12 protein-coding genes are annotated in these 14,319 nt (G+C 65.3%); 5 read left to right on the top strand and 7 right to left on the bottom strand.

Features of this window, described 5'->3' with window-relative positions; translation table 11 throughout:
* Positions 1–54: 54 nt before the first annotated feature.
* Entirely contained in the window at positions 55–915 is an 861-nt protein-coding gene (locus JQ639_RS00840; protein ID WP_211970045.1) for a DMT family transporter, read from the top strand.
* A 106-nt stretch (positions 916–1,021) separates the two neighbouring features.
* On the opposite strand, the gene JQ639_RS00835 is transcribed toward JQ639_RS00840, so the two are convergent.
* From JQ639_RS00835 to JQ639_RS00820, 4 genes are all read right to left on the bottom strand, one after another.
* Positions 1,022–2,380, bottom strand: coding sequence for a TRAP transporter large permease (locus JQ639_RS00835; protein ID WP_211970044.1), 1,359 nt, complete (start codon positions 2,378–2,380; stop codon positions 1,022–1,024).
* Entirely contained in the window at positions 2,377–2,922 is a 546-nt protein-coding gene (locus JQ639_RS00830; RefSeq protein ID WP_211970043.1) for a TRAP transporter small permease, read from the bottom strand. Before JQ639_RS00830 ends, JQ639_RS00835 begins: the two co-directional genes overlap by 4 nt.
* Positions 2,919–3,935, bottom strand: a complete 1,017-nt coding sequence (gene dctP, locus JQ639_RS00825) for a TRAP transporter substrate-binding protein DctP (protein WP_211970042.1) — start codon at positions 3,933–3,935, stop codon at positions 2,919–2,921. The genes JQ639_RS00830 and dctP overlap by 4 nt, the downstream gene beginning before the upstream one ends.
* Before the next feature lie 87 nt (positions 3,936–4,022).
* Complete coding sequence (locus JQ639_RS00820; protein ID WP_211970041.1) at positions 4,023–5,390, bottom strand: malonyl-CoA decarboxylase; 1,368 nt, start codon at positions 5,388–5,390, stop codon at positions 4,023–4,025.
* A 123-nt stretch (positions 5,391–5,513) separates the two neighbouring features.
* Between JQ639_RS00820 and JQ639_RS00815 the strand changes: the two genes are divergently transcribed.
* Both JQ639_RS00815 and JQ639_RS00810 read left to right on the top strand, forming a co-directional pair.
* Complete coding sequence (locus JQ639_RS00815) at positions 5,514–6,167, top strand: GntR family transcriptional regulator (protein ID WP_211970159.1); 654 nt, start codon at positions 5,514–5,516, stop codon at positions 6,165–6,167.
* Between the two features lie 180 nt (positions 6,168–6,347).
* The gene (locus JQ639_RS00810; protein ID WP_211970040.1) at positions 6,348–6,590 is read left to right on the top strand and encodes a pentapeptide MXKDX repeat protein; all 243 of its coding nucleotides are present in this window, start codon (positions 6,348–6,350) and stop codon (positions 6,588–6,590) included.
* A 90-nt stretch (positions 6,591–6,680) separates the two neighbouring features.
* On the opposite strand, the gene JQ639_RS00805 is transcribed toward JQ639_RS00810, so the two are convergent.
* The 3 genes from JQ639_RS00805 to JQ639_RS00795 form a co-directional block, all read right to left on the bottom strand.
* Positions 6,681–7,472: an alpha/beta fold hydrolase gene (locus tag JQ639_RS00805; protein WP_211970039.1), complete on the bottom strand. Its 792-nt coding sequence runs from the start codon at positions 7,470–7,472 to the stop codon at positions 6,681–6,683.
* 3 nt (positions 7,473–7,475) lie between these two features.
* The gene (locus JQ639_RS00800) at positions 7,476–8,771 is read right to left on the bottom strand and encodes an O-acetylhomoserine aminocarboxypropyltransferase (protein WP_211970038.1); all 1,296 of its coding nucleotides are present in this window, start codon (positions 8,769–8,771) and stop codon (positions 7,476–7,478) included.
* Between the two features lie 115 nt (positions 8,772–8,886).
* The gene (locus JQ639_RS00795; protein ID WP_211970037.1) at positions 8,887–9,930 is read right to left on the bottom strand and encodes a lipid A deacylase LpxR family protein; all 1,044 of its coding nucleotides are present in this window, start codon (positions 9,928–9,930) and stop codon (positions 8,887–8,889) included.
* An 885-nt stretch (positions 9,931–10,815) separates the two neighbouring features.
* Here JQ639_RS00795 and JQ639_RS00790 point away from each other — a divergent pair.
* Complete coding sequence (locus JQ639_RS00790; protein WP_349644791.1) at positions 10,816–13,110, top strand: TonB-dependent siderophore receptor; 2,295 nt, start codon at positions 10,816–10,818, stop codon at positions 13,108–13,110.
* 21 nt (positions 13,111–13,131) lie between these two features.
* Positions 13,132–14,304: a PepSY-associated TM helix domain-containing protein gene (locus JQ639_RS00785; RefSeq protein WP_211970035.1), complete on the top strand. Its 1,173-nt coding sequence runs from the start codon at positions 13,132–13,134 to the stop codon at positions 14,302–14,304.
* The last annotated feature ends 15 nt before the right edge of the window (positions 14,305–14,319 follow it).

The following is a 14,319-nucleotide window of genomic DNA, read 5'->3' as shown; positions in this document are numbered from 1 at the left end:
TCGCCAGCCGGCCGCGGGCACCGTGCCGGTTCTGCGACAGGAGAGGTTTGAGTCATGGACAGGACGGCGGCCGGCTGGATCAACGGTTTTCTCGGAGTGGTCATCTTCAGCGGATCGCTGCCGGCCACGCGCGTCGCCGTCGCCGGATTCGACCCGGTCTTTCTCACGGTCGCCCGCGCGGTCATCGCAGGCCTGCTCGCCGCCGGCCTGCTGATCGTGTTCCGCGAGCCGCGTCCGCAACGTCGCGACCTCGTGCCGCTGCTGATCACGGCGCTCGGCGTGGTCGTCGGCTTTCCATTGCTGACGGCACTGGCGCTGCAGTCGATCACGTCGGCGCACTCGATCGTCTATGTCGGGCTGTTGCCCCTGGCGACCGCGGTGTTCGGCGTGCTGCGCGGCGGCGAACGGCCGCGGCCGCTGTTCTGGCTATTCTCGGGCCTCGGCAGCGCCTGCGTCGCCGGCTTTGCCTTCAGCCGCGGCATCGGTGCAGTGTCGGTCGGCGACCTTTTGATGCTCGGTGCGATCATCGTCTGCGGCCTCGGCTATGCCGACGGCGCGCGGTTGTCACGCCGCCTCGGCGGCTGGCAGGTGATCTCGTGGGCGCTCGTGCTATCGCTGCCGGTGATGGCGGTGGTGGTGGTCGCGACATGGCCGGCGACACTGCACGACATCGCCGGGCCGGCCTGGGCGGGCCTCGTCTACGTGTCGCTCTTCAGCATGCTGATCGGCTTCGTGTTCTGGTATCGCGGCCTTGCGCTCGGCGGAATCGCGGCGGTCGGCCAGTTGCAACTGCTGCAGCCGCTCTTCGGGCTTGCGCTCGCCGCGACGCTGCTGCACGAGGCGGTCGATCCGGCGATGATCGGCGTGACCGCCGTCGTGATCCTGTGCGTATTCGGCGCACGGCGCTTTGCCTGACGCGGGTCGGGCGATCCCGGCGGTGTCACAGACCGCCGGGACAGCAAGCGTCCCGTTCGTTTGACACGTTGTCTTCAAGCGAGGGGGCAGCCCTTCGCTTGAAGGCCTAGCGTATCGCCTCCGGGCCCATCACCAGGTCCGGCAGGAACGTCGAGATCTGCGGCACGAGACACAGCAGCACGACCGCGCCGAACATCAGCAGCACAAAGGGCAGCGTGCCCCAGATCACCTCGCGCAAGGGAATGTCGGGCGCGACGTTGCGGATCACGAAGATGTTGAGGCCGACCGGCGGGTGGATCAGTCCCATCTCCATCACGATGGTCAGGACGATGCCGAACCAGATGATGTCGAACCCCGCCGCACGCAGCGGCGGCAGGATGATCGGCGCCGTCATCAGGATGATCGACACCGGCGGGAGGAAAAAGCCGAGCACGATCACCATGCCGAGGATCGCCGCCAGCAGTTCCCATTTCGGCAGTTGCATGTCCACGATCGCCTGCGCCGCCGACTGCGAGATGTGCAGGTAGCTCATCACGTAGGAGTACAGCAGCGACATGCCGATGATCATCATCAGCATGGTGGATTCGCGGATGGTCGATGACAGGATCGGCATCAGGTCGGCCGGCCGCCACACGCTGTAGATCAGCGCGATCAGCGCCAGCGCGAGCAGCCCGCCGAGCCCGGCAGTCTCCGACGGCGTGGCGTAGCCGCCGTACAGTGCGATCATTACGCCCGTCAGCAGCGTGACGAACGGCAGCACCCGCGGCAGCATGCTGAAGCGCTCCGACATGGTGTAGCTGTCCTGCACCAGGATCGGCGAGGATGCCCCGGTCGCGTCATACGCGGCCTTTGCAAGGGCGTATTCCTTGCGGAAGCGCACGACCGCGTAGAGGCCGAACAGCGTGACCAGCAGCAGGCCTGGACCGATGCCGGCCAGGAACAGCCGGCCGAGGGATTTTTCCGCCGCGACCGCAAACAGGATCATCGTGATGGAGGGCGGCAGCAGGATGCCGAGTGTGCCGCCGGCGGCGATGATGCCGGCAGCGAAACCGCCGGAATAGCCGCGCTTGCGCATTTCCGGAATGCCGGCCGAGCCGATCGCCGAGCAGGTCGCCGGAGACGAGCCGGCCATGGCGGCGAACAGCGCGCAGGCGAACACGTTGGCAACGCCGAGGCCGCCGGGGATGCGGTGCAGCCAGGCATGCAGCGCCGAGTAGAGATCCTGGCCGGCGCGCGACTTGCCGATCGCCGCGCCCTTGAGGATGAACAGCGGGATCGAGAGCAGGGTGATCGAGGCGATTTCCTCGTAGACGTTCTGCGTCACCGTATCGAGCGATGCCGCCGGCATGTAGATCGCCATGAACGCCACCGCGACGGCGCCGAGCGCGAAGGCGATAGGCATGCCGGAAAACATCGCCAGCAGGGTCGCGGCTCCGTAGGAAAGTCCAACCGCCAGCGCGCTCATCGCTGCGGCTCCCGGTAGAAGGCGGCCCACAGTTGCAGCACGATCTGCATACACAGCAGCGTCATGCCGACGGCCATCAGCGCGTAGGGAATGGCGAGTGGCGGGCTCCACATCGAATTGGAGACCTGGCCATCGACATAGGCCTCGTGGGTCAGCGTCCACGATTTCCAGGTGAAGAACGCACAGAACGCGAGGCTCGCGAGATCGACAAGAAACAGGCGGATGCGGTTGGCCAGCGGCGGCAGCAGGCCAACCAGCGCCTCAATGCCGATATGGCCGCGCTGTGACTGGACGAACGGCGCGGTCATGAAGGTGGCGCCGACCAGCAGGAACACCGCGGCCTCGTCCTGCCAGTAGGTCGCGGTCTTGAACAGCGTGCGGGTCAGCACGCTGTAGCTGAGGATGACGCAGGCGGCGATCAGGGCGATCGATGCCAGCACGACAATGACGCGGTTGCACAGGGCCATGCCGCGGGTGAGCGCCGCAAGCACCGGATCGGTGCGCACCGCGGCGCTCGCCGTCTCCACGAAAGCGTGCGTCATGCGGCGACGTCGGAAGCGAGCTTCAGCAGATTGGCCGCGTTCGCCGTCTTGGCGGCGTAGTCCTTCCACGCGGTGTCGCGGGCGATGTCCCGCCACTTGGCAACGGTGGCGGCGTCGAGATCGGCGATCTTGGCGCCGGCCTTCTCGTAGACCTGTGCCACCGCGGTATCATCCGCCTGCGCACCCTGTTTGCCGAACGCCTCGAGATCGGCGCCGACCGCGAGGATGACGTCCTGCTGGTTCTTCGGCAGCTTGTCGAAGATCGCCTTGGACATCAGCAGCGGTTCCAGCATGTACCAGTAGGACTGGCCGCGCCCGGTCGTCAGATACTTCGATACTTCCTCGAGGCGGAACGAGATCAGGCTGGTAGAGGAGGTGATGCCGGCGTCGCACGCACCGGTCTGCATCGCCGCATAGATCTCGTTCGACGGCAGCGACAGCACCGCGGCCCCCGCGGTCTGCAGCACCATATCCATCTCGCGCGAGCCGCCGCGCACCTTGAGCCCCTTGACGTCTTCCGGCGCGATCAGTGGTCGCGAGCGGCTGGCGACGCCGCCGGCCTGCCAGACCCAGGTGATCAGCATGATGCCCTTGTCGGCTAGAAAGTCGGTCAGCGCCTTGCCGATAGGCTTGGTCTTCCAGCTGAGGCCCTGGTCGTAGTTCGACACCAGACCCGGCATCAGTCCGATATTGGTCTCGGGCAACTCCCCGCCGGCATAGGGCATCGGGAACAGGCTCATGTCGAGCGCACCCTTGCGCATGGCGGAGAACTGGGCGTTGACCTTGATGAGCGACGAGTTGGGGTAAACCTCCGCCGCGATCTCGCCGCCGCTGCGCCTGCTGACCTCGGCGGCGAACTTGCGTGTCAGGCGATCGCGGAAATCTCCCTGGTCGATGGTGCCGCCCGGGAACTGATGCGAGATCTTGAGCGTGGTGGCGGCCTGCGCGGGGCCGAAGCGGAGCAGGGCGGGCGCGGCGAGCGCCGAGGCCAGAACATGGCGGCGTGAAAACATGAGCGGTGTCTCCCCAGTCTTGATGTTCGTCGTTTTAAACGTCTTTTGGTTATGTTCACAATCGGGCACGCCGCGCGGGCGCGCCCGTCAGGACGTCGTCACCAGATCTCGCGGCGCAAAATCCTTGAGGATGCGCCGCACCGCCGATGATGCGACGATGTCTCCGTTCTCGGCATAGGCTTCGTGGTTCTTCTCGATGGCACCGAGATCGTAGAGATAGTTGACCATCAGCCCGTGCGCCTGCTTGAGTCCGCGCTCGGAGCGATCGCCGAGGAAATTGAGCCGCTCGAGCCGGGCGCCGTTGCCGAGATGAAAACGCGCAACCGGATCGACCGGCCTGCCGGCGGCGTTCTTGGCATGCAGGAAATAGTAGGCCGCAATCGGCAGCAACTGCTCCTCGATCTCCTCGCATACCGCTGCATCGTCGAACCAGCGTGGGGCATCGAGCACGGCAAGCTTGTCGCGCTGTTCGGCATCGAACACCGAGGCGTCGCCGGCCGCACGCTCGCGGCGCAACCAGCCGGCAAATCCGGGAACCGGCGACAGGGTGACGAAGGTCTTCAGCGCCGGCATCTCGCGCTTGAGATCCTCGACCACCTGCTTGATCAGGAAATGGCCGAACGACACGCCGGCGAGACCGCGCTGGGTATTCGAGATCGAATAGAAGATCGCGGTCGTGGCCTTGTCCGGCGCGATCGCCTCGCGGTTCTGCGCCAGCAGCGGACCGACGGCCGCGGGGATCTCGTGGGTCAGGGCGACCTCGACGAAGATCAGCGGCTCGTCGACGAGCTGCGGGTGGAAGAAGCCGTAGCAGCGCCGGTCGGCCGGCTCCAGGCGGCTGCGCAGATCGTTCCAGTCGGCGAACGGATGCACCGCCTCATAGCGGATGATCTTTTCGAGGATATTGGCGGCCGTGGTCCAGCGGATCGGCTTCAGCTCGAGGAAGCCGCGGTTGAACCACGACGAGAACAGATGCGAGAAATCGGCGTCGACCGCGGCAAGGCCGGGATGGGCCTTGAGGTGGTCGAGCAGCTCCTCGCGCATGCGGACAAGCGCGAAGGTGCCGCCGGGCGCGAGGTTGAGGCGGCGGAACAGCTCCTGGCGCCTTGGCTCGGTCGCGTGGTGCAGCGCGCGAATGGCGGCGGCGTCCGGCTGCGTCCGGCAGGCCTCCATGGCCGCGTCGAGCGCGGCCTCGTCCGGCCCGAACCTGTCGGCCAGCGCCACCAGGAACTGCAGGCGGACGTCCTGCGAGGCGCGCTCGTAGCCAGCGAGCAGCGACTGCGCCAGCATCACGCCCGACGCCTCGCCGCGGCGCGACAGCAGCAGTTCGGCGAGTTCGATCAGGTCGGTGTTGTCGGCACGGCTTCGGGTGCGCCGCAACAGGGCGCGGCCGCGATCCGTCAGCGTCTGCATGAAGTCGTTGAGGAAGGTATGCGCTTCGGCTGTCTTGGCCATCGCTGCCCCTGGCGGCACGCTCACCCCCAGCCGCCGGGGACGAAGCATGCCGAATTTCAGTGCATACTAAAGCGGCTTTCGTGTATACACCATTCGACCTTGGTTTGTTGGCAAGATCAAGACATGAAACAGCCGTCGCGGTTGCGCGAAGCCATCGAGGACGAGATCGTCACCGGGCGTCTGGCGCCGGGCGCCCGTCTCGAAGAGACGGTGCTGGCCGCCAAGTTCGGCGTGTCGCGCACACCGATCCGGGAAGCGCTGCTGCATCTTGCCGCGACGGGCCTGGTCGAGATCCGCCCCCGGCGCGGGGCCACGGTCAGCGCGCCCGATCCGCGGCGCCTCGTGGAAATGTTCGAGACCATGGCCGAGCTCGAGGCCGCCTGCGGGCGTCTTGCCGCCCGGCGCCATACCTCGGAGGACGCGGCCGCCATCTCCGCCGCGCATGCCGCTTGCGAGCGCGCCGCACAGGCCGGCGATACCGAGGCTTATTACTTCGAGAACGCGACCTTCCATTCCGCGATCTATCATGCCAGCCACAACGCTTTCCTGACCGATCAGTGCGTTGGGCTGCACCGGCGACTGTCGCCGTACCGGCGCATGCAACTGCGGGCGCGCAACCGCGTCAGCCAGTCGCTGACCGAGCACGCCGCCGCCGTCCAGGCGATCCTCGCCGGCGACGGCGAACGCGCGGCCAAAGTCCTGCGCGACCATATCGTCATCCAGGGCGAGCGCTTCTCCGACGTCGTCATCAGTATGGCCGGCGGCGAAGCCGCCTGAGCCATTCATTGTGCGTCCGCGATATGGCGGCATGACTGCTGCTGCAGCGCATTCGCGTTCACGACTTCGTCATCGCGGCCCCACGGAAATGACTCACCGGCGCGTAACATCCGTGCTGTCGGCCCGTAGCAATCAGGGCGACGTTCGTCGCGCCACACCGGTTTTGGAGGATTTTCGACCATGGCTTTCCGCAATCGCATCTCGCTCGCCCTGACCGCCGCCATTCTTTCGGCCGGCGTCGCGCTCGCACCGGCGGCCTTCGCCCAGGACAAGATGAGCAAGGACAGCATGAGCAAGGACTCGATGTCCAAGGACTCGATGAGCAAGGACGGGATGAAGAAGGACGATCACATGTCCAAGGACCACATGTCCAAGGACACCATGAGCAAGGACGGCATGAAGAAGGACGAGATGAAGAAGTAGGCCTTCCTCTTACCTTCGCAGCAGGCGGCGTCCAATGGGGGCGCGCCTGTTGCGGCAGGTGTCGTCCGCTCGCACCTTACGACCTGTTGGTCACACTCTGCCGCCGATCAGCGCGGCCAGCACCTCGTCCGGGCGCTCGGCAGTCAGCATGTGTCCGGCGCCCGGCAGCACCACGCGTCGCGCGCCCTTGATCGCACCCGCGAGTTCGGTACCGGACCTCAGCGGCGTCATCATGTCGCGTTCGCCAAGGATCAGCGTTGCCGGAATGGCGAGACTGGCAGCAGCCTCCAGCGCCCCCGTGTAGGCATTGCAGGCGGCAAGATCGCTGTGCAGCACGCCGGGAGGTGCTGCTTCGAGCACACGCTCGCCGCCGCCGAGCATCCACAGGCCCGGCGCACGCGAGCCGCCGAGCGACGCGCGGAAGCCGTGTCCCCAGATCGAGACCATGTCGATGGCATCATGCTGGTTGGCTTCCGCCGCGGCGAGCAGGTCGGGCGACACCTTCATGCTGGCGCCGGCAGCGAGCAGCGAGATCTCGGACACCGCATCGGGATGCCGCGAGGCTGTCTCCAGGGCGATCAGCGATCCCATCGAATGGCCGACCAGGCGCGCGCGCGTCGCCCCAGCGGCCTTGATCAGCCTGACGGTCCAGTCCGCCATGTCCGCGATGCTGCCGAGCGCCTTGCCGCCGGAGCGGCCGTGGCCCGGCAGGTCGGGCGCCAGGACCGCATGACCATGATGGGCGAACCAGCGCGCGGGCAGGGCCCAGATCGAATGGTCGAAGCCAGCGCCGTGCAGGAACACCACCAGCGGCAACGCAGGATCGAACGGCTTGCCACCGGTGGCGGCGAAAATGTCGGCGTCGTCGACGGTCAATCGCATGCTTCACGCCTTCTGGGACGCGCGCAGCGCCTGCGCGAGGTCGTCGATGATATCGCCGGCCGCTTCGAGGCCGATCGAGAGACGCACCAGCTCTTCGCCGATGCCGGCCTCGGCCAGCTGCGCCGCATCCATCTGCTGGTGGGTGGTGCTGGCGGGATGGATCACGAGGGTTTTGGCGTCGCCGACATTGGCGAGATGGCTCGCGAGCCGCAGCGCTTCGATGAACTTGCGGCCAGCGGCGCGGCCGCCCTTGATACCGAAGCTGATGATCGAGCCGGCGCCGCGCGGCAGCAGCCTGCCGGCCAGCGCGTGGTCGGGATGGCTGTCCAGCGACGGATGGATCACCCAGTCGACCGCCTTGTTCGCAGTCAGGAACGCCAGCACCGCCGCTGTGTTCTCGATATGGCGCTGCATGCGCAGCGGCAGCGTCTCGACGCCCTGCAGCAGATGGAAGGCGTTGGTCGGCGACAGGCAGGCGCCGAAGTCGCGCAGCCCCTCGGCGCGGGCACGCATGATGAAGGCGGCAGGCCCGAACTCCTCGCTGAAGACGATGCCGTGATAGCCGGCATACGGCGTCGTCAGGGTCGGAAACTTGCCGGAGGCCTCCCAATCGAAACGTCCGATGTCGACGAGCGCGCCGCCGATGGCGATGCCATGGCCACCAATCCACTTGGTGGTCGAGTGCATGACGATGTCGGCGCCGAGCGCGCCGGGCTGGCTGAGGAACGGCGTCGCGAAGGTGTTGTCGATCAGCAGCGGAATCTTCGCGGCATGGGCGATCTCGGCGACCGCGGGGATGTCCAGAACCTCGAGGCCGGGATTGCCGATGGTCTCGCCGATCACGAGACGGGTTTGCGGCGTGATCGCACGGCGCAGGCCGTCGAGATCGCGCGGCTTGACGAACGTCGTGGTGATGCCGAAGCGCGGCAGGGTATGGGTCAGAAGATTAATGGTGCCGCCATAGAGCGATGCGGAGGCGACGATGTGATCGCCGGCACCGAGCAGCGTCGCGATCGCCAGGTGCAGCGCAGCCATGCCGCTCGCCGTGCAGACAGCCCCGACACCGCCCTCCAGCGCGGCGAGGCGCTCTTCCAGCACCGCGATGGTCGGGTTGGAAATGCGGGTGTAGATGTGGCCGGCGCGTTCGAGGTTGAACAGCGCCGCCGCATGGTCGGCATCCTGGAAGACGAACGAGGTCGTCTGGTGAATCGGCACGGCCCGCGACCCGGTCACCGGATCGGGGTGCTGGCCGGCGTGCAGGCTAAGGGTCTCGAAGGCAGGTGGACGGGGAGCGGGCATCGGCATCTCGCAGCGAGGAGGCGGCCATTGTTCATGAGCCGCCGCGGAATGCAAATGCGCCGAAGGTCTCGGCATCCCGGAGAGTCTCGGGATCCCGCCGGCCGAGGGAACGCGATCAGAAGCGGAAGCCGGCCTCGAGCGAGCCGAACCAGTCGCTCTTGGGCTGGGTCTTGTATTCCGGCGAGCGCAGCGTGACCGAGGCCCCGATCTTGTATCCGCTCTGGGTAAAGACCTCCGCGCCGGCGATCAGGTCGGTGACGAATGGCTTCTTGGTCACGCTCGGGCTGGATTCGAAGGTGCTGCCATCGAGGAAGATGTTGCGGGCAACGCCACGCACGGCGCCGCCGGCGTAAATGTCCCATCCCCACCACGGATCGTCGGGGCTCGTCGAAATGAACGCCGCCCCTGACGGCGAGGGGCGGACCCGAGTTGGCCCCCAGGTGGTGCCGAGCGACCGGCCGATGCGCACCAGCGCGCTGGCCTCGGCATAGGTAAAGACGTTGCCGGCGGTGACGCCGACAGCCGGAATGACGTCTATTCCGAAACCGTTGCCGAACTCCGTGCCGATTTTCCAGCGCCGCTCCCACGCCAGCAGGATTCCTGGCTCGTTGGCGAGATGATAGCTGCCGATCTGCGGCGACGACGAGCCGATGATGGTGTGGAAGCTGTTCTGCACCCAGGGTGCCAACGACGCCGAACCGCCGACGGCGCCGACCTGGATCTCGAACGTGTCGAGTTGGCGGCGGCCGCTTTCGCGCGCCAGCGTCACGCCAGTGTACAGCCAGCCACCGAACGGACGGTCGCCGGGCTGGCGCACCGGGTTTTCGATCCGCTGCGGCGTGTAGATGCTCTGACCGAAGATCCAGCTCAGCTCGGACTGGCGCTGCCCGGCCGGCGCGCCAAAGGTGATCATGCCGCCCTGCAGCGCGTCATAGACCTTGCCGGCCGCCGGCACGGCCTTGAAATCGTCGAACACCACGGCGGCGAAGAAGCCCTGGGTATAGTCATAGTCGTGAACGGCGCTGAAGCCTTTGACCGGGTCATAGCTCTTGGCGATGACGTCGTTCTCTTCGACGATGATCACGCGCTGCGCGAGCGCACCTGTCACCGACAGGGCGGTCAGCACGACTCCAAGCAGCAAAGGCCGAAATAGCGACATGAATTGGGAACCCACTGTGCGACTATATGGCGCGATTTAATGAAGATGAACAAGCGTAAAGTTCCGGCAAACGGGCAAAATTCTTGTTTAAAAACAACACCGTCTTTGGATTTCCCCTGCGTGTTGCCATAAAACCCCAGCGGCCCGCGCTCCGCACCCGAACGAGGCCGCGCGTACCCCATTTCCGCCGACGATGGGCCGATGCGCCCATGAAACCGGATGACGTGAAGTTCGGTCGGGCATGTTGAACGGCCCCCGTTGCAATGAACCGAGCAGGTCGGACGGCGGGTATCCCCATGCGACAGCTGGTCGTGGCCGCCCGTTGAATGGCATGGCGGCCATGCCGGCGCCCGGTACCGAGCATGACCAGAAGGATCGCGCGGTATCGTCAGCTCGAAGTCCTGATTGCACCAGATCGCGCCTGCGACAAGGAGCACGGCGGTGGCGCAGGGCCACAACGGCACGCGCTCCCGGCGGACAAGCTGCGTCGCCAAGATTGCCGACGCGATGCGTGAGCCGGCGAGCGGAATCCTCGAGCCAGCGCGGTCGATGCACATGTCCAGATCGACGGAGAAGGCGCGTCAGTCGCCACGCTCTCCGCTCGCACTGACAAGCGCGTTGCGCATCACATCGACCTGATCACGGTCGAAGGCACCACAAAGCCATGTTCAGAGACGTCCACACTGGCTCGCCGGAGCTGATCGATTTGTGGACAAGCCGACGCGAAAATTTGCGCGAGCGATCTTCGATGTGATCTCCGACCAACAGTTGAGGCTCAAACAGACAAGTTTCGAAATATTCTAGACGCGTGCGGGTTGCATACGAACAGCATCAAGCTAGAGCGGGTCCGGAATTTCTTCGTTCGAGTCCGGAGCGTCACTTTCAATGTTCTTCAGATATCGCGCCACAAGAAGCGCAATCGCTGCCTCAAGCTGTCTCGCATTTGGATTTTGGATGGTCCAAGGCGCTGCGGCTCAAACTGCCAGACCTGCCTCCGGTGCAACGTCGCTGCCGTCGATCGAAGTGCAAGCCCCAGAGAAGAGGCAGAGCAAGCCGAAATCCTCGCAGCAAAACAGGGAGGCCCGCGCGATCGCCCGTAGCAGCCGGAGTGCGGGACGCAACGCGACCGCGGCACCGGCGGCAAGCAGGACGACGACGCAGCGGGCGGAAACGGCCTGGGGACCGGTATCCGGTTACGTCGCCTCGCGCAGCGCTGCCGCGACCAAGACCGACACGCCGATTCTGGAGACCCCACAGTCGATCTCGGTCGTGACAAACAAGCAGATCGTCGACCGCAACGCCCAGACCATCAACGATGCGATGAGGTACACGGCAGGCGTCCAGACCGATCTCTACGGGCCGGACGCCCGCATGGACTGGTATTCGATCCGCGGCTTCAATCAGTCGACGTCGGGTTTCTATCTGGACGGCCTCGGTCTGCCGCGCATCGAAAGTCCGGACACGTCGTGGTCGAGTGAGCCCTATGCGCTGGAGCGGATCGACGTTCTGAAGGGACCGAGCTCAGTTCTCTTCGGTCAGAACTATCCGGGGGGACTGGTCAGCCTGATCAGCAAGAAGCCGACCGAGGAGCCGCTCCATGAGATCGGCGTCCAGTATGGCAGCTTCAACAGAAAACAGGTCCAGTTCGATCTGAGCGGTCCCGCGACCGAGGATCGCACGCTGCTTTATCGGTTGACCGGCGTCGCGCGTGACAGCGACACCTATGTCAACTACATGCCAGACGATCGCATCTATTTGCAGCCGCAATTCACGTATCAGCCGGATGCCTCGACCAAGCTGAATGTCGAGGCGACCTACATGCACATCGCCACCGGCGGCGTCGGCGGCTATCTTCCGGCATCGGGCACATTCCTGCCGAACCCTTATGGCCGCCTGTCCAACAGCTTTTTTGCCGGGGATCCGGCCTACAACGCGACCAAAAAGAATCAGTATTCGCTCGGCTATCAATTCGAGCACAAGGCGGATAGCGACTGGACCTTCCGTCAGAATCTGCGGATCGCCCATCTCGATTTCGACTCCAAGGCGACGTTCGGATGGTTTCCCGGGCTTGCGTCGGACAACGTGTCACTGAGCCGCATGAGCGGCATCGCCTACGCCTCGCTCTCGACATTCCATGTCGACAACCAGGCGGAAAAGAAGATTTCGACCGGCATGCTCGAGCATACGCTGCTCTTTGGCCTCGACTATCAGTATCAGGACACCAATGTGAAGAAGGGCTACGGCTCGCTGCCGGATCTGAATATTTTCAGTCCGGTGTATTTCATGAGCTTCACGCCTCCGGACTATAGCGACACCCGCCTGACGGGGAATTCTTCGCAGGTCGGGCTTTACGCTCAGGATCAGATCAAGCTCGGACGGCTCACGGTGGTGCTCGGCGGCCGTCAGGACTTCGCCCGGACAAGCCAGTACGAGCAGATCAACGATGTCGCCAACAAGCAGAACGACAAGGCGTTCAGCGGCCGCGCCGGCGCCATCTACAATCTCGAGAACGGTCTTGCGCCTTACTACAATTTTGCACAGTCGTTCATTCCGCAAATCGGATCGGATCGGAACGGGCAGGGCTTCCAGCCGCTGACCGGCACCCAGAACGAGATCGGCCTCAAATTCCAGCCCCCGGGCTCGCGCAGCACGTTCACGATCGCCGCCTTCGAGATCCGTCAGCAAAACGGTCTCACCGCCGATCCCGTCAATCCGCTCTATTCCGTTGCGGTTGGCGAGACGCGGTCACGGGGCGTCGAAGTCGAGGCGCTGGTCAGCGTGACCCAGGGGCTGGACCTGACGGCGGCCTATACCCACCAGGAGGTGAAATTCACCAAGACGAACGACGATACCCAGGGCAACACGCCCTACAATACGCCGTCGGACATGGCCTCGCTCTGGGCGAAGTATCGCTTTGGCGATGGTCCTCTGGCGGGGCTGGGCGTCGGTGCGGGCATTCGGTACATCGGACCGACCTGGGGCGACAATCTGAACACCTTCAGGGTGCCGGGCTACGCGCTTGTCGACGCCACGCTCTCCTACGAATTCAGGAAGCACTGGCGTTTCGCCGTCAATGCCACCAATCTCTTCAACCAGCGCAACGGCATGTGCTTCGAAACCTACGCCTGCTGGCTTGGCCCGGGACGTGCCGCGATCGGCAGCATCGCCTATCGCTGGTAAGTCGGCAGGATGTCGTTGCCGATGACACGCACTGCGGCGATATCTCCCAAGCGCTGGGCGGTGCGGCCACTGCTGGTGCTCGCGCATCGCTGGGTGGGCTTGCTGCTGGCCGGGGTTCTCCTGATCTGCGGACTCACAGGCAGCGTGCTGGCGTTCGACGACGACCTCGATGCCTGGCTCAATCCTCAGCTGTTTCGCGCATCCTCGGGAGCACCGCTGGCGCTCGACAGGCTGATCGATCGCGTCGAGGTGAACGATCCGACCGCCCGGGTCATGCGCGTCGGATTTCCGACGCCGGCCCGCGGCAGCTTTGTGATGAGCGTCACGTCGCGTGATCCAGCTGCGCCCCTTCGCTACGACCAGGTCTTCGTCGATCCGGTCAGCGGCGAGGTCCTCGGCCGGCGCGACAGCGCAGGGTGCTGCTTCGCGGCCCCCGTGCTGATTCCGTTTCTGTTTCGTCTGCACTCAACGCTGACGATTGGCCGCGCCGGAGAGTGGGTGCTGGGCATCGTGGCGTTGTTGTGGTCGGTCGATTGCGTGGTCGGTCTCTGCCTCACGTTCCCGCGCTCCCGGCCGTTTCTGCGGCATTGGCGCCCGGCCTGGAAGATCAAGCCATCGCGCAACACCTTCCGCGTTACATTCGACATTCATCGTGCCGGCGGTCTGTGGTGCTGGATCTTGCTTCTGATCCTGGCGGTCAGCGGGATCGCACTCACGCTCCAGACCGAAGTGTTTCTGCCGGTCGTGCAGAGCGTGCTGCCGGTGACGCCTGATCGCGAAGCCTCACCGACGCCGTCGCCCGAGCCCATCGGCTTCCCTGCGGCGCTGGTGCGGGCCACAGAAGCGCGCCCCGAAAAGCAGCCCGCCGATGCTCACTACCTGGCCGGGGCCGGCGTCTATCTGATCGCCATGGCATCGCCCGGACGCGGCGTATGGACCGGTCTGGGGCCGGACATGGTCTGGGTCGCGGCAGGCGATGGCAGGGTCCTGCGCATCGACAGTGACGGACGACGGCTCGCCGGGGACGTCGTCCTGGCGGCACAATATCCGTTGCACAGCGGCCGGATCGCGGGTCTGCCAAGCCGCCTGCTGGTCTGCATATCGGGGCTCGGGGTGGCGGTTCTGTCCCTGACTGGCCCATGGATTTGGTGGCGCAAGCGCACGGCCGCGGCCACCGCGCGCCGGATCGCATGATCCTAGTGCGCGCGG

Source organism: Bradyrhizobium sp. U87765 SZCCT0048 (assembly GCF_018131225.1).
GTDB lineage: Bacteria > Pseudomonadota > Alphaproteobacteria > Rhizobiales > Xanthobacteraceae > Bradyrhizobium_A.
The sequence above is the reverse complement of the archived record's forward strand: the minus strand, read 5'-3'. Positions and strand labels throughout refer to the sequence as shown.